General features: G+C 65.6%; 19 protein-coding genes. 8 read left to right on the top strand and 11 right to left on the bottom strand.

Annotated features, from left to right (window positions below):
* Positions 1–8: 8 nt before the first annotated feature.
* Positions 9–692, bottom strand: coding sequence for a hypothetical protein (locus BJP62_RS17065; RefSeq protein ID WP_070531726.1), 684 nt, complete (start codon positions 690–692; stop codon positions 9–11).
* 258 nt (positions 693–950) lie between these two features.
* A complete protein-coding gene (locus BJP62_RS17060) occupies positions 951–1,955 on the bottom strand; it encodes an LLM class flavin-dependent oxidoreductase (RefSeq protein ID WP_070531723.1) in 1,005 nt (334 codons plus the stop codon).
* Between the two features lie 130 nt (positions 1,956–2,085).
* Here BJP62_RS17060 and BJP62_RS17055 point away from each other — a divergent pair, with 130 nt between their 5' ends.
* Together BJP62_RS17055 and BJP62_RS17050 are read left to right on the top strand one after the other, a co-directional pair.
* On the top strand, positions 2,086–2,937 hold the full coding sequence (locus BJP62_RS17055; protein ID WP_070532926.1) for a carboxylate/amino acid/amine transporter: 852 nt from the start codon (positions 2,086–2,088) through the stop codon (positions 2,935–2,937).
* Between the two features lie 194 nt (positions 2,938–3,131).
* Positions 3,132–4,169, top strand: a complete 1,038-nt coding sequence (locus BJP62_RS17050) for an SUMF1/EgtB/PvdO family nonheme iron enzyme (protein WP_168163851.1) — start codon at positions 3,132–3,134, stop codon at positions 4,167–4,169.
* A 3-nt stretch (positions 4,170–4,172) separates the two neighbouring features.
* Here the strand turns inward: BJP62_RS17050 and BJP62_RS17045 are convergent, their stop codons facing one another.
* From BJP62_RS17045 to BJP62_RS17005, 9 genes are all read right to left on the bottom strand, one after another.
* Positions 4,173–6,560 (bottom strand): hypothetical protein, encoded by a 2,388-nt coding sequence (locus BJP62_RS17045; protein WP_070531718.1) that lies wholly within the window; start codon positions 6,558–6,560, stop codon positions 4,173–4,175.
* A 4-nt stretch (positions 6,561–6,564) separates the two neighbouring features.
* Positions 6,565–9,303, bottom strand: coding sequence for a type VI secretion system Vgr family protein (locus tag BJP62_RS17040; RefSeq protein WP_070531715.1), 2,739 nt, complete (start codon positions 9,301–9,303; stop codon positions 6,565–6,567).
* Positions 9,304–9,531: 228 nt separating this feature from the next.
* On the bottom strand, positions 9,532–10,344 hold the full coding sequence (locus BJP62_RS17035) for a siderophore-interacting protein (RefSeq protein ID WP_070531712.1): 813 nt from the start codon (positions 10,342–10,344) through the stop codon (positions 9,532–9,534).
* A 76-nt stretch (positions 10,345–10,420) separates the two neighbouring features.
* Positions 10,421–10,921, bottom strand: coding sequence for a PadR family transcriptional regulator (locus tag BJP62_RS17030; protein WP_070531708.1), 501 nt, complete (start codon positions 10,919–10,921; stop codon positions 10,421–10,423).
* Positions 10,922–11,035: 114 nt separating this feature from the next.
* Positions 11,036–11,815 carry an ABC transporter ATP-binding protein gene (locus BJP62_RS17025; protein ID WP_205700926.1) on the bottom strand — a complete coding sequence of 260 codons (780 nt, stop codon included), beginning with the start codon at positions 11,813–11,815 and terminating at the stop codon, positions 11,036–11,038.
* On the bottom strand, positions 11,815–12,882 hold the full coding sequence (locus BJP62_RS17020; RefSeq protein WP_070531702.1) for an iron ABC transporter permease: 1,068 nt from the start codon (positions 12,880–12,882) through the stop codon (positions 11,815–11,817). The genes BJP62_RS17025 and BJP62_RS17020 overlap by 1 nt, the downstream gene beginning before the upstream one ends.
* Positions 12,879–14,015 (bottom strand): ABC transporter substrate-binding protein, encoded by a 1,137-nt coding sequence (locus BJP62_RS17015; RefSeq protein WP_236943624.1) that lies wholly within the window; start codon positions 14,013–14,015, stop codon positions 12,879–12,881. Before BJP62_RS17015 ends, BJP62_RS17020 begins: the two co-directional genes overlap by 4 nt.
* An 85-nt stretch (positions 14,016–14,100) precedes the next feature.
* Entirely contained in the window at positions 14,101–14,364 is a 264-nt protein-coding gene (locus BJP62_RS17010) for a DUF2218 domain-containing protein (RefSeq protein WP_205700925.1), read from the bottom strand.
* Between the two features lie 98 nt (positions 14,365–14,462).
* Complete coding sequence (locus BJP62_RS17005; RefSeq protein ID WP_070532924.1) at positions 14,463–16,520, bottom strand: TonB-dependent receptor domain-containing protein; 2,058 nt, start codon at positions 16,518–16,520, stop codon at positions 14,463–14,465.
* Between the two features lie 240 nt (positions 16,521–16,760).
* Between BJP62_RS17005 and BJP62_RS17000 the strand changes: the two genes are divergently transcribed.
* The 6 genes from BJP62_RS17000 to BJP62_RS16975 all read left to right on the top strand — a co-directional run bounded on the left by BJP62_RS17000 (position 16,761) and on the right by BJP62_RS16975 (position 25,511).
* On the top strand, positions 16,761–17,654 hold the full coding sequence (locus tag BJP62_RS17000; protein ID WP_070531693.1) for an AraC family transcriptional regulator: 894 nt from the start codon (positions 16,761–16,763) through the stop codon (positions 17,652–17,654).
* 44 nt (positions 17,655–17,698) lie between these two features.
* Complete coding sequence (locus tag BJP62_RS16995) at positions 17,699–18,577, top strand: alpha/beta hydrolase (protein ID WP_083300993.1); 879 nt, start codon at positions 17,699–17,701, stop codon at positions 18,575–18,577.
* Between the two features lie 214 nt (positions 18,578–18,791).
* A complete protein-coding gene (locus BJP62_RS16990) occupies positions 18,792–20,102 on the top strand; it encodes a hemolysin family protein (RefSeq protein WP_070531691.1) in 1,311 nt (436 codons plus the stop codon).
* A gap of 373 nt (positions 20,103–20,475) precedes the next feature.
* A complete protein-coding gene (locus BJP62_RS19095; RefSeq protein ID WP_070531689.1) occupies positions 20,476–24,105 on the top strand; it encodes a DNA translocase FtsK in 3,630 nt (1,209 codons plus the stop codon).
* A gap of 7 nt (positions 24,106–24,112) precedes the next feature.
* Entirely contained in the window at positions 24,113–24,856 is a 744-nt protein-coding gene (locus tag BJP62_RS16980; RefSeq protein WP_070531687.1) for a pseudouridine synthase, read from the top strand.
* Positions 24,819–25,511 (top strand): Vat family streptogramin A O-acetyltransferase, encoded by a 693-nt coding sequence (locus BJP62_RS16975; RefSeq protein ID WP_168163850.1) that lies wholly within the window; start codon positions 24,819–24,821, stop codon positions 25,509–25,511. Before BJP62_RS16980 ends, BJP62_RS16975 begins: the two co-directional genes overlap by 38 nt.
* The last annotated feature ends 98 nt before the right edge of the window (positions 25,512–25,609 follow it).

Below are 25,609 nucleotides of genomic sequence, written 5' to 3'. Positions count from 1 at the left end.
GTTGTGCCTCAGGTCGCCTGACGGTTCGCCCATTTGAGATACCGATGCTCTTCGATCTTCTGCTGCAGCCAGGATGCCAGCCGTTCAGCGTGCTCAACCGCCTCCAACACCTTCTCGCGGCTGATGTGGATTGTTGGGGAGAGGAAGTTGGTGGCAGTTGGGTCCAGTCCTTCGTCTTCAGGGAGGACGAAAAACGGCCTTGGATACGCCTGCAGTGACTTCTCGTCATGGGTCAAGTGATCCAGAACGAGGTCTGAGTGTTGCGCCCGATTTCGCGCCAGCACAACTTGCTTCAGCACGTCCAGGTCGGCAGGGCAGGTGGACCAGTCGAGGTCGAAACCTCCGGCGAAGCATTCAACATAGCCGGCGATGAAGCCGGACTCGAAAGCTTTCTTGAAGCACTTCGCACACGGCGGCTTGGCCCACGTGCGCCGCTCCCACATGACGAAGAACTGTTTCAAGGCCTCGGACAACATCGAGACTGCCGCCCGACCAACCAATTCATGCTCGACGTCAGCCTGCAACCACTCGCTTAGGAACGCCGGCTCTCCGCTGTCGTCGTATGGCGGATCGTCGAATGGTGGGAGTGTGTTCCGAATGCACCGCTTCGTTTCGACAAACGGCGCCGAGGCGGCATCGTAGAAGTGACGGATGAGGTCGGTGCGCTGTTTGAAGAAGAAGTAGACGTCCATAACACCAAGACCTTTTGGAGACTTTTTGAAGCGCCCCGGTTTTCGCTGAGGCTGTTTCGTGTGAGTCAGGCCGGCACGGCCTGCTCGCTCAGACTGCGGTAGTAGTTCGCCTCTGCCTGCCCCGGCGCGATCACCGCAACGCTGCAGTCGACATCGGTCGATTCGGCCCAGCTCGAACGGATCAGCAGCCAGCTCGTCGCGCGGCCCTATGTGAAGCAGGTGTTCTGGAACGCCAGCACGACAGAGTGACCCGGGACATCAGCGCGGCCGGACCACGTCGGCGAGCAGTTCGTACGAGCGCAGCCGGTGCTCGAAGTCGAAGGTGTCGGTCACGACGATCATCTCGTCGACCTGAGTCGCGTCGAGCAGCGCCTGCAACTGCCGCGCCACCGTCTCGGGCGAGCCGATCGCCGACGCGGCCAGCCGGGCGTTGACCTGCGCGGCTTCCAGCTCGTTCCACAGCCCGTCCATCGTTTCGACCGGCGGGTCGATCGGGCCGCGCTGGTCGCGGATCATCCGCAGCCAGCGCTGCTTCATCGACGTCGCCAGATAGGCCGCCTCGGCGTCGGTCGGCGCGGCGATCACGTTGACGCCCATCATCACGTACGGCTCGGCCAGTTGGGCCGAGGGCCGGAACGTCTGCCGGTACAACTCGATGCCGCGCAGCAGGTAGTCCGGGGCGAAATGACTGGCGAAGGCGAACGGCAGGCCGAGCTGGCCGGCGAGCTGCGCGCCGTACGAACCCGAGCCGAGCAGCCAGACCGGGATGTCCAGCCCCTCGCCCGGAATCGCCCGCACGTGCTGTCCGGCCCGGCTTGGCGCCAGATAGCCGCGCAGCTCGGCGACTTCGTCGGAAAATTCCTGCTCGTTGCCGACCAGATGCCGGCGCAACGCTCGCGCCGTCTGGCCGTCGGTACCCGGCGCGCGACCGAGGCCAAGGTCGATCCGGCCCGGGAACAGCGACTCGAGCGTGCCGAACTGCTCGGCGATGATCAGCGGCGCATGGTTGGGCAGCATCACGCCGCCCGAGCCGACGCGGATCGTCTTGGTCTGCGCGGCGACATGACCGATCAGCACGCTGGTCGCGGCGCTGGCGATGCCGTCGAGGTTGTGGTGCTCGGCCAGCCAGAAGCGCGTATAGCCGAGCCGCTCGGCCGTCTGCGCCAGCTTGGCGCTGCGGGCGAACGCGTCGGCGGCGCTGCCGCCGCGCACCATGGTGGCGAGGTCGAGGACGGAAAAACGGAGATCGGACAGGCGCTTCATCGTGGTTGCTCGCAGATGGCAGGGTTGGGGCTCGGCAGGAGCGGATCGATAGCAGGTGCTGGCGATGGTTGCATTTTCAAGCACCAAGGCTCCGGTATCATCGCGGCATCGCGTTTTCATCGAGCCCGCCGTGCCCTATCTCGCCGCCATCACCGTCATCTGGGCGCTGTCGTTCAACCTGATCGGCGCGGTGCTCGCCGGCCGGGTCGACGCAGACTTTGCCGTGCTGACCCGCGTCGTGCTGGCCGGCGCGGTATTCCTGCCCTTCCTGCGCTGGCGGCAGGTCGGCCCGCCGCTGCGGCTCGGCCTGATCGCCGTCGGCGCGTTGCAGTTCGGCGTCACCTATCTGTGCCTGTACCGGGCGTTCCGCTTCCTGACCGTGCCCGAGGTGCTGCTGTTCACGATCTTCACGCCGATCTACATCACGCTGATCGACGACGCGATGAGCCGGCGCTTCAACCCGCGTGCGCTGCTGGCGGCAATGGTCGCGGTCGCCGGCGCGGCCATCGTCCGCTACGACGCGCTCACCGGCGACTACCTCGCCGGCTTCCTGCTGCTGCAGCTGGCCAACCTGAGCTTTGCCGCCGGCCAGATCGGCTACAAGCACCTGCTGCGCCGCCATCCGAGCCCGCTGCCGCAACATGCCAGCTTCGGCTATTTCTTCATCGGCGCGCTGCTCGTCGCCCTGCCGTCGTACCTGCTGTTCGGCAATCCGGCGCGGCTGCCGACGACCGAGGCCCAGTGGGCCGTACTGGCGTTCCTCGGCCTGGTATCGACGGCACTCGGCTATTTCTGGTGGAACAAGGGCGCGTGCATGGTCGACGCCGCCCGGCTCGGCGCAATGAACAATATGCACATCCCGGTCGGCATCGCGATCAGCCTCGTCATCGGCCACCCGGAAGGCGACATCGGCCGGATGCTGCTCGGCGGCGCGGTGATCGCGTCGTCGCTCTTGCTGGCGCCAAGGAAAAACCCCGGCTGAGTTCGACCCTCTTCCCGGGAAAGCTCGACTCGCGGGATATGGCGGCTTTGCGGCACCACCCCATCGTCCGAAATCTTGATGTAGCAACGTCAGGCCGTGTTGCCGGGTCCATGCCATTTTCTTGCTTGCGCCATGGTATAAAGATGACCGGTCGAGTCAGACAGCAGAAGATACAACTCCACGGAACGGAACCGATGTTGCAGATGCACAAGGCGTTGATCACGGTACTGGCTGCAGGGCTTTCCTTTGCAGCGACGGCAGCGGTTACACCACCTCCCAAGCCATCCACCAGTCCTGAAATCGTCGGCGACGCCGTGTTGGCGCTGCCCAAGTTGGCACAATCGCCGGAGTTGGCGGCGGCGCTCAAGGGCGTGGCAGAGGGGCCGCTGGCACAGCGGACCGCCAAGCTGAAGCGCAAGGTGGTCGACGACTTGGTGTTTGTTGAAGGTGGCAGCTTCGACATGGGCGACTGGGGGCCGTATACCGGCAAGGCCGATAGCCGACCGGTGCATACGGTGCAACTGACCGGCTTTTATATCAGCCGCTACAAGACCACGTACGCCGAGTTTGATGCTTATACCGATGCGACCAAGACGCCGCGCACGGTCATGGGTGAATTCGATCGCCAATACCGTGCCCCAAATGTGCCGGCCGGCGCGGTCTGGCAGCGCGCCCGCGACTATTGCCAGTGGCTGGGCAAGCTTACCGGGCTGCCGTTCGATCTGCCGACCGAAGCGCAGTGGGAGTACGCGGCCCGCAGCCGCGGCCAGCACTTCGTTTTTCCGACCGACAACGGCAATATCGACCATGGGCGCAATGTGCCCGGCTCGGGCAAGCATATGGCATTACTCAGTCCACTTCCTGACCCCGACGGCGAATTGAGCGACGTTCGCCCCTATCCGGTCGGGCTGTTTCCCCCCAGTCCGCTCGGTTTGTACGACCTGAGCAGCAATGGTGAGGAGTGGGTGCTCGACTGGTATTCACCGGACTACTATGCGCACTCACCGAAGATCGACCCCAAGGGCCCGAAGACCGGGACGCAGAAGGTCGCCCGCAGTTGGCCCAACGGCGATGATAGTGGCGCTTACGGCATCACAGCTTTTCGGCGAGCACGTGATCCACTGCTGCGGATCAAGGATTGGGATGACCCAAGCAAGCTGATTCCCGGCGCTCAAAGTGAAAACGGCTTGCGCTGCGTCGTCAACACGACCAAGCCGCTGCCGAACCGATAAGCGCTACGCGTAATACGCGTTATGGCCGGCAAGGGCGAACATCGGATGGTCGTCCTGCCCTTGCCGCTGCAGCGCGTACTGGATCGTGTCATTGGCCATCATCGGCAGACCGCGCGTTGGTTCGTTCTTCAGGCTGGCGTAGACATGGTCATACCATTGGCCAAAATCGCCGCCGGCCTGCGCCAGCTTGCCATCGCCCATCCCCTGGCCGGGGCGGGATTGATAGTCGTCACGAAACAGATCGTCATAGCTGCTGTCGATCAACGGCACGTCGAGATTGCCCACGGCTTCCAGCTTGAAGAAATTCTTCAGGCTGGCCAGCTTGGCATCGAAACTGCCTTTTTCGCCGCTTGGACCGATGTGCTGGATGATGTTGTCGATATCGGCCTTGGTCTGCGCCTGGCGCAGGATATGCAGGATCGCCTTGCGCTGTGCCGGCAGGTAGCGGTCACCGACGCCGCCACCGGTGACGACGGCATCGGCGCCACCGTGGCGGGATAGCCGGTAGATCAACATGCCGCGGGTTTCCGGTGGCGAATACTTCAACGCAAATGGCGTCGCCAAAATGCGTTTGGCCAGTTGCTGGCGCGCTTCGGCTTTGTCTAAAGCCCGACCGACCCCTTGTGCTCGAAGTCCAAGTTCTCTGACTGATTGTCCGAGGTACGTCGCGGCATCTGTGCCGGCTTGGATCGCTAGGAAAGAAATATCCCGTGCGGCATCGAAAGCACGATCACCAATAATCCCGACATTGGTGAAATTGGCGTGATAGAGCTGATAGTTGAACCACATCATGAACGACGCCAGCTGTACGGCGTTCACCTCCAGCGAAAGGGTGCCTTCTGCACCAAGACCGACACACAGGCTGGCGTGGGCCGTGATCTTGAACAAGCCATCGGTGTACTGCACCGTGAACTTGGCCGACGCACCCAGCCCTGCCTGGGCGCCGGCACCCGGTGCGATGCTGGCCAGGGCTTCAAAGGTCTTCTCCTTGGTTTCCGGATTGCGCCATTGCATCGCGCCCTTGAGTTCGACATCGGCCTTGGCGCCGGCAAAGGCGCTCAGTTCGGCATCCGCACCGGCGACGTCGGTCGGCTCGGTCGGCGAGACGTTCATTTTCTTGGCGCGCTTCCTGTTTTTGCGGCCGGGCTTTCCCTTGGCCTTCGGAAGCTCCTTGTCCTTCATCTCGACGCCGAGCGACACCTCGGCCGCAATGCTGGCACCGACGACACCGGATAGCGCCGCGCCGATCTGAAGCCGGATTGCGCCCAGCGGGTACTCTTTGCCGTTGAGGTCGTACAGACACATCAGAATGCCATCACGGGCAGGCAGAAACAGGTCTGCGGCCGCCTTGGCTTCGGCGAGCGAGATTTCGGCCTTGCCCTCGGCCTTGAACGATACGCCGGTCTTGAACGGGTCGAAGGTCGCGTTCAGGCTGCCACCGTAGAGATAGCGCATCAGCGCGGCCTGGGCGCTGAGGTCAATATCGGCGACTTGTTTGCCACCAACGGTCGCGCTGGCTGAATGTTTGACCGTGCGATCTTCATTCCACTTCCTGCCCCATTCGCCAAGGATGCTGTCGCACTTCTCGTAATTGATCTTGGCGAAATCCGAGCTCTTGACGCTGATCTGTTTGGCCTGTTCGCGTGCATATTTCTTCAGCTTGGCCTCGTCGAGCTTGCGCTTGCCGTTGGCATCCTTCTTGTAGACCTCGTCCCACTTGGTCGTCTCGGCGTCCTTGAATGTGGGCCAGCCTTGCTTGAGCCGGTCCGAGCGAACGTAGATGAGCTTTTCAGACAGGTCCTTGGGGTACTTGTAGTGGTCTTTCAGCCCTGCACCGGCAGCAATCCCCCAAGACTGCTTGGCCTTGCCTGCGTCGAACTTCGGGCCTTCGTTCTTCTTGGTTACGGCATACGGTTTGTCGCCTTCGTTGCTCATCAGCGGAATGAGTTCCACCAGCTTTTTTCCGGAGCCGGCGGTGCTGGCAAGCGGTTTCATTTCTTCACGCAGTTTCTGGTTGGCTTCATCACGCCACTTCACCGCGAACTTCCAGTTGCTGTCCGCTTCGTCCCTGATACCCGGGGGCAGTACTTCGTTGTTGGCTTCGGCGGCAGCCAGGATCTGCAGGCGCTCTTCACAGTCGAACAACAGTGCGTTGGCGTTGTGATAGTCCCGAACCAGCTCACTCCAGCGGTGATAGTGAATGCGCAGCTCGGCAGTATCCGGCGAAGGCACCCCGATCACCTCGCCCGTTTCGGGACGAAGAAACAGCAGCACTTGTTCAGCCTGGGTCGCAACCACGGAGTCCGGGCGCGGGTTGGTGTTGCCATCGGTGATGGCCTGGCTGGATTGATCGGCGGGTGTCGTGGTGGCAGTGGAGCGCTGATATGCCATCGGATCAATCCAGGAAGAGCTTCAGTTGCTGTGCGGATGCGGTATGGATGCGGCTGGTTCTGCCTTCCCCGTCGGTCACGCCGTGGAATACCTTGCCGTCTGCCGTTTCGATACGGTACGGCGTGTGCACCATGGGCAGGCCGGAGTGCTTGTCGGTCACGACGAACTGCTCGTGATAGCGCTCCTTTGGTGGCGGGGCGGACGGTAATGCACTGTTCAGCGATGCAGGACCATCGAAGCTGTGGCTTGCACCCTTCACGTCGATCTTCCCAGGACAGTGGATCTCGATGTTGCCGCCCTTGAGCCGGATGTAGCCGCCTCCGGCGGTCAGCAGGATTTCCTGACCGGCATTCACCGTGATCTTTTGATTCGCCGTCTGCTGGATGTCCTTGGCCGCATTGATGTCGATATTGTCTGTTTGCGCTTGCAAGTACACCTTGCCCTTGGCGGCAATCAGCTTCAGCGCGATCTGGTCCTTTACCCCGGCAACGAACAGGCTGATGTGTTCGCCGACGTTGTGCAGCCAGCGCCTTCCCGAGGTTTGTTGTGTGTCGCGCTGGGCGATCAGGTCGAGGTTGCTGCCGGCGGCGATGGCCTGGCTCTGCGGCGTGGTTTGGGCGAGGCCGGCCGGGGCGCTGATGACAATCAGCGGCTGCTGGCCGGCTTGCTCGCCTTTGCCGTCCTTTGACGCGTTCGTGCCATTGGCCCAGCTCTCCAGCGCTTCCTTCAGGTGGTGCAGGTGGCCTTGTTGGGTCTTGGCGGCCTTGGCGTTGTCCTTGATGGTCTCCTGGCCGGTTTCTATTGAGTCGGCGAGCTGGTGGGTGGCGACATCGCCGAGGCTGCTGGCCAGCTCGAATGCGGCGTCGAGCTGGGATTGGGCTTGTGACCGGTCGAGCTGGTTGCCGCCGGCGCCGTTGGCGGGCTCAGAAGTTATCAACAGACCGTGGCCGGCGCGAATGGCGCCGTGCCCGTCGGTGCGGAGTTCGAAACCTTCGCCGCGCGGCGCGCCCTTGCCGTCACTTCTCGGGTGGATCAGGAAGCCCTGGTTGAGCTGGGTCTTGCCGTGCTCACTCGAGAGCTTGGTGCGGACTTCGCCCTGGGTGTCGTCGAACAGCAGTTCGCCGTACTGGCCACCACCGTGTTCCTTGGTCTTGATGCCGGAGAGGGTCTTGTTCGCCGGCAGTGAGCCGGCGCCGCTGAACGCCGGCACCGGGTGGCTGCCGTTGTAGACGACGCCGGTCACCAGCGGCCGGTCGATGTCGCCTTCGAGAAAGTCGACCAGGACTTCCTGACCGACCCGCGGGATGAACTGGTGGCCCCAGCCAGCACCGGCCGAAGGCATGGCGACGCGCAGCCAGCACGAGGACTTATCGTCGAGGTTGGCGCCATATTCGGGGTGTTCGGACTGGCGCTGCCAGTGGAACTGCACCTTGATGCGGCCGAGCTCGTCGGTGTGCACCTCGCCATCACCGGGGCCGACCACCGTCGCGGTTTGCTTGCCCGGTGCGGTCGGCTTGGCAACTTCGGTATGGGCGTAGGCCGGTGTGAGCGGGATGCCGCGACGCTGGGCGTCAAATTGGGCGGTAAACGGCTTTGCTTGAGTGTTTTGATTCGCACTCTGCAATGACGGCAGCAAACGGCTCAGGTCGATCGGCAGGTTGTTGTTGGCGGTGAAGCGCAGACCGGTGACGGTAAATTCGCGGTCTTCCGGTGCGTCGAAATCGTGCGCCGGGTGCTCGAGCAACGTGAACCACTGGCCGGGTTCGAGTGAACGAACCGTGCCTTCGCCGCTGAAGCCCTTCTTGTTCAGGTCATGCGCCTGTTGGCGCAGCTGGGAATAGCGCTGCAGTTGCTCCGGATGGCCGTAATACAAGCCCGGCGCGTCGTAGTCTTCAAGGCTGAGCTCGGCTTGTGATCCGTTGCCCTGTTCGGTCCGGCTGCTGTCACCGGCATCCTGCGTCCGGGTCGGCTTGTAGTCGAAGCTGGTCAGGCTGACTTTGTTGCTGCCGAGTTGGCGACGGCTGTCCCACGCGGTGAGCGTGTCGTCTTCTTCGGTGGCGTCGGCACGGTGAAAACGGATGCTGGCTTGCGCCAGTTGTGGCAGTGCATAGGCATCATCGAACACCCGCATCGTCACCATCGGCGTATCACCGCCTTGATGAACGAAACGGTAGCTCAGCCCCTCCTCGGCCAACAAGCGCTGGACGAAGTCGAGGTCGCTCTCGCGGTACTGCAGGCAGTAGCTCCGAGGCGTGTAGGTCTGGCCAAGTTCGAATTCGATCGCTAAGTGCGACTGGAATACCGGGTTGCTGGCCGCGTGTTCGGTGAAGATCGTTTTGACGATGTCGGGAATGCTCAGATCCTGATGGACCCGGCTAGTCCGGCGATACCGCAGCAGCGCCAGTGGCGGTTCGATAATCAGCTGGTATCGGGCAAAGCCGCCGTCCGAACCGAGCGACTGCGCACTGGTCACGATGCCGGTACGCACCACGCTGCCGCCGTCGGCAGTCTCGATACCCAGCTCGGCGGGCAAACCCAGCAGGGTCTTTAGCTCGATCTCCGCATCGGGCGACAGGCATTCGAGCTCGTAGCGGTACGGTGTGGACAGCGCTTCATCGGCACGCAGCGTCTGCGGCAGCAACTGCTCGCCGAAGATGCCACCATCCCCCAGCCGCAGCGTCAACGGCAGCCGGTCTTGTTTGAAAGCACTGGCAAAAGCAGATAAAAGCTGAGCGATATCCATCTAAATTCAGACAAAATTCGTAAGAATAAAAGATTTTAACTATTAGCTTTCTTGTCATCAATCGGACATGTCTTCCTGCGGCATGCATAAGAAAAGCGCCAACATTTAAACATTTACATTGGCGCTCACAACTACCGATGCCTTTCGACGTACAAACGCGTCTTCAATGAAGACACAAGGTGCCTATGGCGACAATGCCATCGATGGGCGTTTTTCCTTGGTTGTGGCTCAGTCCTCGAGCGCGCTGTGGTGCGCCACGGCGCCGTGCTTCCAGTAGCTGGCGGCGCGGATGCGTTTCCTGTCGACGCCCTTCTCGTCGACCAGCACCTTGCGCACCGGACCGATCACCGACAGCTCGGCCGCCGCCCAGACATGGCCCTCGCCGGCAGGCAGTGCCAGCGCACGCACCGCGTCGACCAAGCGTTGCGGCGTGCCGGCAGGCTCGCCATTGCGGTGCAGCCAGGTCAGCGACACCTGCGCCTCGCTCGGCATGGCCACCTGCTCGCCGGCGTCGGCGACTTCGGCGATGACGATCGCCTGCGCACCGACCGGCAGCTCGGCCAGCCGCCGGCCGATCGCCGGCAGCGCGGTTTCGTCGCCGACCAGCAGATACCAGTCGAAATCGTCGGACACGACGAACGAGCCTTTGGGGCCGCCGGCGCCGATCACCTGTCCCGGCGCGGCCTGCTCGGCCCAGCCCGCGGCGGGGCCGTCGCCGTGCAGCGCGAAGTCGATGACGAGTTCGCCGGCCACCGGGTCGTAGCTGCGCGGCGTGTAATCGCGCATGACCGGGCGGATCGCACCTTCCGAGTATTCCGGGCCTGTTTCGCTCAGTGACGGCAGGATCGGTTCTGCCTGCCCCGGCGCCGGGAAAAACAGCTTCACGTGGTCGTCGTGCGACGCCGAGACAAAGTCCTGCAGCGACTCGCCGGCAAAGGTCACGCGCAGCATGTGCGGCGCAATGCGCTCGGTCTTGCTTACCGTGATCAGGCGCAGCTTGAGCGGATGACGCACGCGGGTGGTGGTGTAATTCGGTTCCATTTTCTTTCCTTGTTGTTCGGGGGAGGACGCGGCGCCTTGCGCCGGGCCGCGTCAACAGGCGCCTGATCGACACAACCTAGCGTGGCCCATCGACGATCTCCCTGGCGGCAGTTTCGATCGCGGCGGCGGCGGCGGCGACCGATGCATCGGTCCAGCCGTGCTCGCGCAGCAGCAGCGCCTGCTTCAGCGTCTGCATCGCCTGCATCACGCGCTCGGGCGGCATGTGGCCGGCCATGCGGCGCGCCATCAGTTCCATCCGCACCATCACGCCGTCGATGGTGTCGCGGTGGGCGGCGATGTACGCCTCGCCATCGGGCGTGACCGTGTAGCGGCGCTTGCCGTCGGCGTCGGCCTCGCCGCGCAGCAGCCCCTGTTCGTCGAGCAAGGTCAGCGTCGGGTAGATCGCGCCGGGGCTCGGTGCATAGTTGCCGCCGAACTTCTCCTCGATCGCCTTGATGATCTCGTAGCCGTGGCGCGGGCTTTGCGCCGTCAGCGCCAGCACCACCAGGCGCAGGTCGCCGTGATCGAACACGCGGCCCCGCCGGCCGCCGCCCCGTTGTCCCATTTCGCCTCGCATGGCAACCTCCTTCGATATATCTAAAGATGCATCTTAAGATATATCTTTAAATCACCAGCTGTCCAGAGCGGGCCGACGGAATGCAGAACGCCACCCGGAGGTGGCGTTGCTGTTTCAGGCGCCGACGAGGCCGTCGACCATGATCTGGCTGAACCCCTGCGAGCAGGGTTCGACCCGGCCGCGCACGCCGTAGACCTCGGCCAGCGTCGCGCTGTTGATCACCGCGGCAGGCGGCCCCTCGGCCACCAGCCGCCCTTCCCTGAGCAGCAGCGCCCGGTCGGTGTGCCGCAGCGCGACGTTGAGGTCGTGCAGCACGATCACCGTGACCATGCCGCGCGCGCGGGTCTCCTGCCGCAGCAGGTCCATCACCTGGAACTGGTGGTTGAGGTCGAGCGCCGACAGCGGCTCGTCGAGCAGCAATACCTTCGGTGCGCGCACCAGCGCCTGCGCAATGCCGACCAACTGGCGCTGGCCGCCGGAGAGCTCGCTCAGGTAGCGCATCGCCAGATGGCCGATGGCCAGCCGGTCGAGCACCTGCAGTACTTCGGCATGATCGCCGCCGCGCGCCAGCCCGACCGCGGTCGCCTGGCGCGCAACGAGGATGGATTCGAACACGCGCAGGTGCACGGTCGGCGGCAAGGTCTGCGGCAGGTAAGCGATATGGCGCGCCCGTGCGGCGAAATCGCCGTAGCCGAAGGTCTGGCCGTCGAACACGACCTTGCCGTCGCAGCGCACCAGCCCGGCGACGGCCTTGAGCAGGGTCGTCTTGCCGCAGCCGTTCGGCCCGAGCAAGGCGGTCACCTCTCCCGGTTGCAGCGCGGCGATGCCCAGCCCCGGGATCACTTCGCGACGGCCGTAGCGGACGCGGACGTTCTCGATCGACAGCGTCGTCATCATGCCCTCCCGCCGTGCCGGAACACGATCGCCATGAACAGCGGAATCCCCACCAGCGCGGTGACGATGCCGACCGGCACGATCACGCCCGGCACGATGTTCTTCGATGCGACCGACGCCAGCGACATCACCACCGCGCCGACCAGCGCGCTCGCCGGCAGGTAGAAACGGTGATCCTCGCCGACGAGACGACGCGCGATATGCGGTGCGATCAGGCCGATGAAGCCGATGGTGCCGACGAAGGACACCGCCAGCGCGGTCAGCAGGCTGATGCGCGTCAGCGAACCGAGCCGCAGCCGGCGCACGTCGACGCCGAAGCTCGCCGCGCGGTCCTCACCGAGCCGCAGCGCCGTCAGCCGCCACGCATTGCGCATCGCCCACGGCAGCAGCAGCGCACAGGCGGCAAACAGCGCGATCACCTTGGGCCAGGTCGCGCGCGACAGGCTGCCCATCGTCCACATGATCACGCCCTGCAGCGCCTCGGCGCTGGCGACATACTTGAGCAGCGCCAGCAGCGCATCGAAGCTGAAGAACAGCGCAATGCCGAACAGCACGACGCCCGAGGTGCTCATGCCGACGACGCGGGTGACGAAGTCGAGCAGCCATGCCGACAGCATCGCGAAAATGAAGGCATTGACCGCAACGGCCCATTCGGGCGAAACGCCGGGAATGCTCAGGTCGAGCACCAGCGCCAGCGCGGCGCCGAACGCCGCCGCCTGCGAGACGCCGAGCGTGAACGGGCTCGCCAGCGGGTTGTTGAGGATGGTCTGCATCTCGGCACCGGCAAGGCCGAGCGCGAGGCCGACCGCGACGGCGATCAGCGCATACGGCAGCCGGATGTCCCAGACGATGACCGCGGTGGCCGGGTCGGCCGCGGCACGGTCGAACAGCGCCCGGACCACATCGCCGATCGCCATGCCCGACGGGCCGATGGTGAAGTCGAGCAGCAGCGACGCGACGATCACCGCCAGCAGCGCGGCGATGATCGCGAGGCGCCGGCCCAGCAGGCGCTGGTAGCCGGCGACGGTGTCGGCCGGCTGCAGTACGGCAACTTCGGGTGCGCTCACTGCGCGCCCCCGGCGTCGACCCAGTACGTCCCCTGCGGTGCGACGGCCGGCAGGAAGTCCTTGTACATCGTCGCCCACGTCGCCTGCGGATCAAGCCTGGCGAACGCGGCCGGCTGCAGCCACTTGGCGAACTGCTGCACCAGCACGACGTGATACGGCGTGTTGTAGAAGTGGTGCCACGCGCCGTAGGACTTGCCGTTGCGCACCGCGCCGAGCGCGCCGAGCTGGGCACGGGTCGACGTGGCCTTGAGCGCGGCACGCGCGACATCGGCACTCACGTCCGGGCCGAATTTCAGCCCGAGCTTGGCGTCGGGCGTCCCTGCGCCGGTGGCGATGTATACGGCCGGATTGGTCGCGATCACCTTCTCGAGGTTCACTTCACCGATTTCGGTGCTCAGAAGTCCGCTGCCGATATTGATGCCGCCGGCGGCCTCGACCATCTCGCCCAGGCTGCCCTTGCCGGCGGTGTAGATGCCGTCCATCGCACCTGCGCGCAGATCGAGAAAGGCCTTCGGGCGCTGTGCCGCCGGAATGCCCTTCACCGTGTCGGTGACGAGCTTCATGTTCTGCTCGTAGAAGCGGATGAACTTCTCGGCCTGCGCCTCGCGCTGCAGCGCCTTGCCCATCAGCCGCATGCTCGGCACGGTGTTTTCCATCGGCTTGAGCCGGAAGTCGACGAAGATCACCGGAATCTTCGCGGCCTCGAGCTGCTTGACCAGCGGGTTGTGCACGCTCGGGCCATGGCCGGCGAGGCTGAACACGGCGATGTCGGGCTTGAGCGAGACGACCTTTTCACCGCTGACCGACGCTTCGCTGGTCTTGCCGATCAGCGGGATCTTGTCGATCTCGGGAAACCTGGCGCGGTACTGGCCGTAAGTCTGCGGATCGAGCTGGCGGAAATCACCCTGCCAGCCGGCGATGCGCGCAACCGGCTTGTCGCCTTCGAGCAGCGCCAGCGAATAGAACAGCCGGCCTTCGCCGAGCAGGATGCGGTCGACCTTCTTCGGCAACTCGACCTTGCGGCCGGCCAGGTCGGTCACCGTCACCGCCTGGGCCGGCATCGCCAGCACGCCCGCGCAAGCCAGCGCCAGGCCGGCGCGTTTCAGCCATCGCTGAATCCATCGCTGAATCAATTGGATCTCCCCGATTCACTAGTAAATGAGAATGATTCTATAACGCATTTATAAGCAAGCGCGACGACCGTCGCCTTGCGCAAGCTCAAGCCCCGGCGATCCAGGCCACCGGCAGCGGGTTGGCCCGGGTCATCAGCGCCAGGTGATCGACGACCACCGATTGCAGCCGCGCCAGCGCTTCGTCGGAGTCGGAAACGCAATCGAAGCGCAGCGACTCGTCGGTCGCCGTCAACGTACAGTGACCAAAGGCAAATGCGGCGCGGCCGTGGCGCTCGTCGAATTCGACCGGAATCTTCTTGGCGAAATGTTTGCAAAGCTTGAACAGAAAACGGGCGCCATCGGGCGTCATGACCGTTGCGTGGGCTGCAGGCATCGTGACCTCGTCGGAAAATGGAAAAAGCCCGGGACCGGCCGGTGGGCGGCCCCGGGCAAGCGGGATCGTTGCGATCAGAAGCTGGCGGTGACGCTCAGCCAGTAGCGGCGGCCTTCCTGCACCATCCAGTTGCCGTCGAGGCCACCGGTACGGGTGCGGTCATCAACCGGCTCGATCTCGTCGGTGATGTTCAGCACGGTGAAGTTGGCGGTCAGGTGCTTGTTGAAGGTGTAGCTGGCGCCCAGGTCGGCCGTCGCGTAGGCATCGGCCTCGCGCACGTTCATCGCACCGTTGCGGAACGCCGCCCAGTACTGCTTGCCGGTGTAGGTGACGCGGGCAAACGTCGCCAGCTTCTCGATCGGCGTCCAGTCGAGGCGCAGGTTGGCCATGTGCTCCGGCGTCTTGTCGAGCGGGCGGCCGTCGAGCGAGCCGCCGTCGAACGCCGGCTCACCGCCGCCTTCGCGCTCGGACTTGGTGTAGGTGTAGTTGGCGCTGACCTTCCAGTCCTTTGCGAACGGCATCGCACCGCCGAGTTCGGCCCCCCTGATGTTCACCTTGTCGATGTTGTCGTACTTGTAGATCGTCAGTGCCCGGTTGAAGGGATCGGGCACGCCGGTGTCGTAGCTGACGACCTTGTTCTTGAAGTCGTTGTTGAACAGCGTGAGGCTGGCATTGGTGCCGTTCGGCGCGTCGTAACGGATGCCGATTTCCTCGGTGACGCTGGTTTCCGGTTCGAGATCCGGGTTGCCGCACAGCGAACCGCGCTTCTGCGTACCGCCGCCCGAGGTCATGCAATAGCCGGCCGTGGTCTGGCGCAGGGTCGGCGCCTTGAAGCCGCTGGCAGCGCCACCGCGAACGGTGATCGTGTCGGTGACCTTGTAGACCGCGTACAGCCGCGGCGTCCAGTGGCTGCCGTAGCGCTCGTCGTTGTCGAGGCGCAGGCCGCCGGTCAGGCTCAGCTTCTCGGTGACGAAGTACTCGTCCTCGGCGAACAGCGCCCACACCCTGTTGGTCACCGAGTCCGGGCTGACCGCGTGGCCGGCAACGACCGATTCGCGGCTGATGCTTTCGAGCTTGTTGTGGTTGTACTGGGCGCCGAGCTTGAGGATGTTGGTATCGAACGGCAGCGTCACCAGACCGTCGAGCACGGTATTGGTGATCTCGGGCTTGGACGCGCTCTCGACGCCGCCGGTCGTGGTGATCTGCCTGGCGATTTCCTGGTACAGCGCAACCGTGGTCGCCCCCCAGCCCCAGCGGCCGTTGTGGGTCAGCGCCCAGTTGGTCCGATCGTGCTCGTTCTTCGCCGACGGCGCGTTGGCGGCGATCGACTCGCCCGGCGTGTCGGTATACGTCAGCTCGTTGCGGCCGGCCTCGAGGATGAACTCCTGGTCCTTGCTCGGCGCAAGCGTCAGCTTGGCACCGTAGTTCTGGTTCCTGGTGCCGTTGGCACCGCTGGTCATGCTGTTCGGGTAGTAGATGTCGTCCTCGCCCCGATTGCTGTAGCTGCCGTACACCTGCAGGCCGAGCAGATCGTCCTTGAGCGGGCCGCCGAGCCAGAAGCTGCCCTCGCCGGTATTGCCGTAGTTCGAATCTTCCTGCAGCACGCCGCCGGCGGTGACCGAGCCCTTCCAGGCCTTGGGCACCTTGCGGGTGATGATGTTGATGACGCCGCCCATCGCGTCCGAGCCGTACAGCGACGACATCGGCCCGCGCACGACCTCGATCCGCTCGATCGCTTCCATCGGCGGGATCTGGTACGGCTGGACGCCGCCGGTGCCGCGGTTCATCGTCTCGCGCGTGTTCTGGCGCTTGCCGTCGACGAGGATCAGCGTGTACTCGCCCGGCATGCCGCGGATCGAGATGTCGGTCTCGTTGGGATCGGGGCCGACGACGCTGACGCCTTCGACATGGCGGACGGCATCCGACAGGCTGGTGAACGGCTGGCTTTCGAGCTGTTCGCGGGTAATCACCGAAATGCTCGCCGGCGCCTCCTTGATCTTCTGCTCGTAGCCGGCGGCGGTCACAACGACCGACTCCAGTTGCGTTTCGGTTTCCGCGGCCATGGCCGGCGCGGCCGCGAACAGCGCGGACACGACAGCCAGCATCGGGCTGGACTTGAACGGGGGAATCATCTTCACACTCTCTGCAGCATTTTAGTTTTCGGGAACCGCTGCCCGTCGTGCACCTGCCGGTACCACCGGGTCTCGCTGACGGTTCCTGTCGCGACCGGCCCCATGCCGCCCGCCACTCAAATGAGAATGATTTGCATTTGAGCTTGACGGCGCATAGTATTCCACACGTTCGTATGACAAGCGTTTGCGAAAGGTCAAAAAAACCTTTGCATGCGCACCGACCCGCGGAGTGTCAAAGACATGCAAATCGCCCCCCATTTCGAGCCGCTGCCGCTGCGTGACGGCCTGATGCTGACGCGCACCGACGCGCCGCTGTTGCAGCGCAGCGACCTTGGCTGCACCGGCGCCGAGGCCGAGCTCGAATGCGGGCTGAACATCGCGCTGTTCCTCGCCGGCAGCGCCGATGTCTCGTACGGCAAGCGCCGTCTGAAGCTCGGCACGCAGTGCGACGACGCCGGCCGCATCGTCAACGAGGCCGCGCTGGTCTCGGTTGCCGAGCCGGAGGTGTTCACCCGCAGGGCGATCGACAGCGGTGCCGAGCGCAAGGTCAGCCTGACGCTGAGCCGCGAATGGCTCGACGAAAGCGGCCTGCTCGACAGCGCCGAGCACGATACCCTGCGCCGCTTCTGCGCCTGCCATCTGTCGGTGCAGCGCTGGCGTCCGTCGGCCCGGCAGATCGCGCTGGCCGAGTCGATGCTCCGGCCGCCGGCGTACGCGCCGCTGCTCGAAAGGCTGTACCTGGAAAGCCGAGCGATCGAACTCGTCGTGCAGACGCTGGCCCAGGTCTCGGCGCCGGCGACGACCGGCCTGCGGCCGCGCGAGCTGCGGCAGATGCACGCGCTGCGCGACTACCTCGACAGCGGTGCCGCCGACGCGCATTCGCTCGACGACCTCGCCCGCCACGCCGGGCTGAACGTCAACGCCATGCAGCAGCGCTTCAAGCAGCTGTTCGGCCACACGGTGTTCGACTACCTGCGCCGCCGCCGGCTGCTGGCCGCACGCGACGCGCTCGAACGCGACGGCGTCAGCGTCGCCGAAGCGGCCGATCTGGCCGGCTATACCAGTGCGGCCAACTTCGCCACCGCGTTCAAGCGCCATTTCGGCATCACGCCGAAAGCCGCGCGCCAGCGCTGACCCGTACGGCAGACTTTGAACAGGCTCTTAGAAAGAGGACCCGAGTGCTTTCCTTCCGCCAATACCTTCCGCTGCTGCTCTGCGCGCTGATGACGCCTTTCGCCCTCGCCGCCCCGGCACTGCCCGCCGCCAAAGCGCTGGCCATGGCCAATGCCGACCAGTACGACGTCAAGGCCGGCAGCAACGGCCTCGATTACCGGATTTTCGTGTCCCGGCCGACGACACCGCCGCCGGCCGCCGGCTACCGGGTGCTCTACGTGCTCGACGGCAATGCCCACTTCGCCATCGCCGCCGCCGCGGCGCGGATGCAGCGGCCGCTGCAGGACGTGATGGTCGTCGGCGTCGGCTACCCGACCGACCAGCCATTCGACAGCGCCCGGCGCTACTTCGACCTGACGTCCAGCGTCCCCGACGAGCGCGTACCGAAGAAGTTCGAGCGGCCACCGAAAACCGGCGGCCGCGAGGCGTTCGCCGACTTCCTGCAGCGGCAACTGATGCCGGCGATCGCCGCACGCTACCCGGTCGATGCCGGCCAGCAGGCGCTGTTCGGCCATTCGCTCGGCGGCCTGTTTGCGCTGCACCTGCGCTTTTCGCGCCCGGCGCTGTTCGCCAGCTATATCGCCGCCAGCCCGTCGGTCTGGTGGGACGGCCGCGCCATCGTCGCCGAGGCCGATGCGTACACGCCCGGCAAGGACAAGGCGCGGCTGCTGATCACGGTCGGCAGCCGGGAAAACCAGTTCAACATGGCCGACGAGGCCGCCGCGCTCGCGCAAAAACTCGCCGCCGCCCCCCCCGACCGGGTCAGCTTCCAGCGCTTCGACGGCGAGGACCACGGCTCGGTCGTCCCGGCGAGCATCGGCCGCGCACTGCGCTTCGCCTTCTACCCGGCCAGCCCCGGGGCCGACAATCTGGCGGCACGCTGAACGCCGGCCATGCATTGTCGGCATGCGCCCTGTGCCGCTAACATAGCGGTCCCATTTTCACTCAAGGAGTGACGGGCCGAGGCCCCTCACCGTATGGACATTCCCAGTCGCAGCGACACGTATGCCTTCCCCCTTTCCAGTCCACGCCAGCCCGCCGGCATCGCCGGGCTGACGCCAGTCCGGCCCTGCAGCCCGTCCGGCCGGGAGCGCTGAGATGGAAATCCTGCTGCTGCTGGGCCTGATCCTGCTGAACGGCCTGTTCGCGATGTCCGAAATCGCCCTCGTCACCGCGCGCAAGGCACGGCTGATGAAGCTGGCCGCCGACGGCGACGCCGCCGCCTCGACGGCGCTGCGCCTCGGCGAAGACCCGACCCGTTTCCTTTCGACCATCCAGATCGGCATCACCTCGATCGGCATCCTCAACGGCATCGTCGGCGAGTCGGTGCTGGCGGCGCCGCTGTCGGCATGGCTGCAGACGTTCGACCTGCCGGAAAAGACCACCAGCGTGTTTTCGACCGCGCTGGTCGTCGTCGTCATCACCTATGTGTCGATCATCGTCGGCGAGCTGGTTCCCAAGCGGCTGGGGCAGATGAACCCGGAAGCCATCGCCCGGCTCGTCGCGCGGCCGATGCAGTGGCTGGCGGTGCTGGCCCGGCCCTTCGTCTACCTGCTCAGCATCTCGACGCACGCGATCCTGCGCCTGCTCGGCGTCAGGCAGAGCAGCAGCCAGGGCGTGACCGAAGAGGAAATCCAGGCCCTGCTCGAGGAAGGCTCCGAATCGGGCGTGATCGAGCAGCACCAGCACGAAATGGTCCGCAACGTGTTCCGCCTCGACGACCGCCAGCTCGGCTCGCTGATGATTCCGCGCTCGGACATCGTCTACCTCGACCTGGACGAGCCGCTGGCCGAGAACCTGCGGCGGATTTCGGAATCCGAGTATTCGCGCTTTCCGGTCTGCAAGGGCGGCCTCGACGAAATCATCGGCGTGCTGCACGCCAAGCAGGTGCTGGCCTACACGCTGCGCGGCGAGCAGCCCGACCTTTCGGCCGATCTCGTCCCCTGCGTCTACGTGCCCGAGACGCTGACCGGCATGGAGCTGCTCGACAACTTCCGCGCCAACAACATGCAGATCGTGTTCGTGCTCGACGAGTACGGCGAGATCGAGGGGCTGGTCACGCTGCACGACCTGCTCGAAGCGGTCACCGGCGAGTTCCACTCCGGCAATGCCGACGACGCGTGGGCGGTGCAGCGGGCCGACGGCTCTTGGCTGCTCGACGGCATGATTCCGATCCCCGAGCTCAAGGACCGGCTCGGCCTGAAGCTCGCACCGGAAGAATCGAGGGGCCGCTACCACACGCTCTCGGGCATGATCATGCTGCTGCTCGGCCGTGTACCGGCCACCGCCGATTTCGTCGAATGGGACGGCTGGCGCTTCGAGGTCGTCGACATGGACGGCAAGCGCATCGACAAGGTGCTGGCCGAGGCGATCGCCACCGACGACGCCACGCCGCAGGACGACGACTGAGGCGCGACGCCAAAGCCGGTGTCATCCCCTGCCCGATCCCGGGCCGAGGGTCATCGCCGCGGCCGCCGCGCAACGGTGTCGGCCACCTCACAGACAGCGCCCGTGCGGTGTTTTCACGCGGGCCGGCGCTGCCGGTCCGCAGGGCCGCCGTGATACACTTCGCGGCCTCGTCGATCGCGCCGCGCCTTGCGGTTTTGCTACCGCCGGGCCGCATCCCGCCGCGCGTTTTCCGCGTGCCGTACGGCCTGCCGCCGCCATCGTTCCGTCTTGAATTCCAGGCGTCGCCCCGCTTGCGCCGCGGCTGCCTGTTTCCGGGCCTTGCGGCCCCAAGAACCCGTTCACGACCGTAAACAGGTTCTGAACACTGGAAACCATGTCCCAAGATTCGCTCCCCCCAGACGCCGAACCGGATCTCGCCGAACAGGGCGACAACCGCCAGTTCCGTTTCATCAAAACGCTGTCGTGGATTTTCGCGACGCTAATCGTGCTGCTGATGGCCTTGCCGGGCGGCCCGCTGTTCGTGCTGTTCGGCCACGTCGGCTGGCTGCTGGCGCTGCCGCTCGCCCGTCTGGCGTGGCGTACGCGCTGGCCGCTGCAGGGCGAAGCGCGCCCGGGCCGCGCACTGCGGCTGGGCGGTGCGGCGCTGCTCTTCACCACGCTGGTGTTCGCCGACTATCTGGCCGGTGATGACGGCCTGCCGCAGGTCGGCCACTGGCTGCTCGGCGGGCTCGGCCTGGTACCGGGCAGCACCGTCGCCGCGCTGGTCACACTGCTCGTCGGCTTCGGCGTCGGCATTCCGCTGACCACGCAACATCACTGGCCGTCGCTGCTTGGCGCCGCCGGCGAGGCGCTGCGCGAAGGCATTCCGGCGCTGAAGGACTTTCACCCGTTCGAGCGGCTGGCGAACTGGTGGCGCGACCTGCGCGATACGCCGTACTACTCGTCCCCCGGCACCAACGCGGCCGAACCCGAACCGGAAGCCGACGACGAAGCGTTCGATCCCGAAGACTACGCCGAGAACACGCCGTCGATCGGCCTGCGCGAAACGACGTCGAAAATGCTCAACAGCGCCGGCAACGCTGCGTCGCAGCTGCTGCCGACCGAACGGATCTCGGGCTGGTGGCGCACGATGCAGGAGCGCCGGGCCGAGGCACGGCAGGCGGCGCTGGAGGACACGGAGACTGACGAGCAGCCCGAACCGGCACTCGGACCACGGTTCGAGCCTGCCGCTCCGATCCGCCGCGAAAGCCGCGCCGAAACGGCGCCGGCCACAACGGCCGCAGCGGACTCGCTCTCGCCCGAACCGGCACAGCCGGGCTTCGTCCGCCCCCGGCACACCGCGCCTGAAGCTCGCGTCAGCCCTCATGACGACCTCCCCGCCGCACGCCAGCCAGCCCCCGGTGCCAACGACGCAGACCGGAGCCCGGCGTCCCGTGGCGCCGACCGGCCGGTACGTCCTGCCGTCGAAACGCCGGTGCGCCAGCCGCTCGACACAGCGCAACGGCCGCGCCGCGAGCTGCCGGTGATCGGCCCCCAGCAGGTGATGGACAATCTGCAGCGCGTCTACCGCAACCGCGAATTGCGGCCAGTCCAGACCGCGACGTCCATGCCGATGATCGACGCCGACGAAGTCCGCGCCCGGCTGCGCGACATCCGCGCCGGCCGCACGCCGCCGGCGACCGTCACGCCGCGCTCGGCACAACCGGCCGAGCTCAACACCCGCACACTACGCATCCAGGCCGATCAGGCCCTGCGTGCGGCGACCCGGGTTCAGCCGCGCAGCACCGCACAGCCTGCACCGGCCGATACGCAACCGCGCGTCACGACACGGCCGTTTCCGAGCAAGGCCGCGGCAGTACCGCCCGCGCCGAAGACCGAACCCGTTGCCGACGAGAAGATCCTTTCTCAGGCAGCCGCGCCGGCCCAAGCGGCTGCGCCCGCCGCCGGAACGGCCCCCGCCGCAGCGGCTACCGCGCCCGAGCTGCCGCCACTCGAGTGGACCGGCGAAATCGCACCGCCTGCGACACCGGTCGCCGCACCGGCTGAAACCGTCGTTGAGCCGGCAGCGATCGCTTCCGAAGTCGTTCCGGAGCCCGTTGCTGTGCCCGAGATCACGCTCGCCGTCACCATCGCACCGATCGCCGCCCCGACGGCAGACGGCACCGATGCCGCAATCGCCGATGCCGAGCCGGAAGCAACGGCCGAACCGGTGGCCAAAGCCGTGGCCACACCGCCTGCAACGACCGTTGCGCCGGCATTGGCGTCGCGGCCAGACGCACCGGCTGCAGCCTCGCCATTGGCCGCCACAGGCGTGCCGGCCGGAGCAAGCGCACCGATCGCAACCATTGCACCGCCCGCCCCAGCGGCGCCGGTCGTACAGACTGCACCCGCCATCGTTGCGCCGGTAGCCATGCCGTGGCAGAGCGCTCCGACGACGCTCGAATGGGACGACGAACCGACCGGAACTCCGGCGCTGCCGCTCGCTGCCGCCGCGGTGCGCGCACCCTCGCCGACGCGCCATTACGACGACAGCGAACTGCCGCCGGTGTCGCTGCTGCAACCGGCCGCGAGCGCGGTCCAGACGGTGTCGGAGGAAGACCTGCTCGACCGCGGCATCCTGATCGAGGAGCGGCTGGCCGAGTTCAAGGTCAAGGTCAGCGTCGTCGACGCCTACGCCGGCCCGGTGATCACGCGCTTCGAGGTCGAACCGGCCGTCGGCGTGCGTGGCGCGCAGATCGTCAACCTGATGAAGGACCTGGCGCGCGCGCTCGGCCTGGCGTCGATCCGCGTCGTCGAGACCATCCCGGGCAAGACCTGCATGGGGCTCGAGCTGCCGAACCCGACCCGGCAGATGATCCGGCTTTCGGAAGTGTTCAACGACCCGGTGTTCACCGAATCGGGCTCGAAACTGACGATGGCGCTGGGCAAGGACATCACCGGCCAGCCGGTCGTCACCGATCTCGCCAAGGCGCCGCACATGCTCGTCGCCGGCACCACCGGCTCGGGCAAGTCGGTCGGCGTCAACGCGATGATCCTCTCGCTGCTGTACAAGGCGACGCCGGAAGAAGTCCGCTTCATCATGGTCGACCCGAAGATGCTCGAGCTGTCGGTCTACGACGGCATCCCGCACCTCTTGGCGCCGGTCGTCACCGACATGAAGCTCGCCGCCAACGCGCTGAACTGGTGCGTGGCCGAGATGGAGAAACGCTACCGGCTGATGAGCCATTTCGGCGTGCGCAACCTCGCCGGCTTCAACCAGAAGGTCAAGGAAGCCGAGAAGGCCGGCCAGAAGCTGACCAACCCGTTCACCTTGACGCCGGACAACCCGGAGCCGGTCGAGCACCTGCCCTTCATCGTCGTCGTCGTCGACGAGTTCGCCGACCTGATGATGGTCGCCGGCAAGAAGATCGAGGAACTGATCGCCCGGCTGGCGCAGAAGGCCCGCGCCGCCGGCATCCACCTGATCCTCGCGACCCAACGGCCGTCGGTCGACGTGATCACCGGCCTGATCAAGGCCAACATCCCGACCCGGCTAGCGTTCCAGGTGTCGAGCAAGATCGACAGCCGCACCATCCTCGACCAGGTGGGCGCCGAGGCGCTCTTGGGCCAGGGCGACATGCTGTTCCTGCCGCCGGGCACCGGCTACCCGCAGCGCGTCCACGGCGCCTTCGTCGCCGACGACGAGGTGCACAAGGTGGTCGAGTACCTGAAGGAAAAGTTCGGCGAGCCCGACTACATCGACGGCGTGCTCAACGGCGGCTTCGATGCCGAAGCAGCCGGCTCGGCGGGCGGCAACAGCGATGCCGAAGCCGATCCGCTGTACGACGAGGCGGTCGCCTTCGTGCTGCAATCGCGCCGCGCGTCGATCTCGGCCGTCCAGCGCCAGCTGCGCATCGGCTACAACCGTGCCGCGCGGCTGATCGAAAGCATGGAAGCCGCCGGCCTCGTCAGCGGCATGGAAAGCAACGGCAACCGCACCGTGCTGGCGCCGTCCGCCGAGTAAACGTCGAATGAGCCGCGAAACCCTGCCCGAGCTGTACCGCGACGATGCGCTGGTCGCGGTCCACAAGCCCTCGGGCCTCCTGGTGCACCGGTCGATGATCGACCGGCACGAGACGCGTTTCGCAATGCAGATCGTCCGCGACCAGATCGGCCGGCGCGTCTACCCGGTGCACCGGCTCGACAAGGGCACGTCGGGCGTGCTGATGTTCGCGCTCGACCCGGACACCGCCAAGCTGCTGACGGCGGCGTTCGAGACGCGCGCAATCGAAAAGGACTACCTCGCCGTCGTGCGCGGCTGGCTGCCCGAAGCCGGCACCGTCGATCACCCTCTGACCCGGCTCGTCGACGCCTACGAATTTGCCGGCGAAACCAGCGCGACCGACGCGCAGGACGCGGTCACCGACTACCGCCGACTGGCGACGATCGAGCTGCCGATCGCCGTCGACCGCTATTCGACCAGCCGTTACTCGCTGGCCGCGCTGTCGCCGCTCACCGGCCGGCGCCACCAGCTGCGCCGGCACCTGAAGCACCTGAGCCACCCGATCATCGGCGACGCCACCTACGGCAAGGGTCGCCACAACCGGATGTTTGCCGAACACTTCGGCGCCAACCGGATGCTGCTCGCCTGTACCGGATTGCGCCTCGCGCATCCGCACACCGGCGCAACGCTCAATCTGACCTGCCCGCTGGCCGCCGATATGCAGGGCGTGATCGATGCACTGGGGTGGGCCGACGCCGGTATCCGACATTAAAGGGAGTACGCCATTGAACGGCCCGAGCCCGAGCAACCCACATCCGATGGCCGGCTTTCCGCAGGTCTGCTTCATCAAGAACACGGTGACAAATCCGAACATCGTCGTCGGTGACTACACCTATTACGACGATCCGGAGGACGCCGCCAATTTCGAACGCAATGTCCTGTACCACTTCGACTTCATCGGCGACCGGCTGATCATCGGCAAGTTCTGCGCCATCGCGCGCGGCACCCGGTTCATCATGAACGGCGCCAATCACAAGTTGTCTGGCATCTCCACCTACCCCTTCCAGATCTTCGGGAACGGCTGGGAAAAAGTGATGCCCCAGCCCGGCGAGCTGCCGTACAAGGGCGATACCGTCATCGGCAATGACGTCTGGATCGGCTACGACGCGCTGATCATGCCCGGGGTGAATATCGGCGACGGCGCGATCATCTCGTCGCGTTCGGTCGTGGTGGCCGATGTTGCGCCCTATTCCGTTGTCGGTGGCAATCCGGCCAAGCCGATCAGGGCCCGTTTCCCCGCTGATGTGGCCGCCAGACTGGTCGAGCTGGCATGGTGGGACTGGCCGATCGAGCACATCACCGCGCACCTGGATAAAATCGTCGGTGGCGACGTTGATGCACTCATCGGGTGTCGTCCCCACGCCTAGCGCAATCCGGCGTTAGAATGCACCCTGGCTGTGCACTCCCGGCACCAGGGCGCAACACACCCCGTTCCGCCCCGCCGCCCACCACCCCAAGGGCGACC

The organism is Jeongeupia sp. USM3 (assembly GCF_001808185.1).
Classification (GTDB): Bacteria; Pseudomonadota; Gammaproteobacteria; order Burkholderiales; family Chitinibacteraceae; genus Jeongeupia.
Note: the sequence above shows the minus strand (reverse complement) of the source record. Positions and strands in the feature narration are given on the sequence as shown.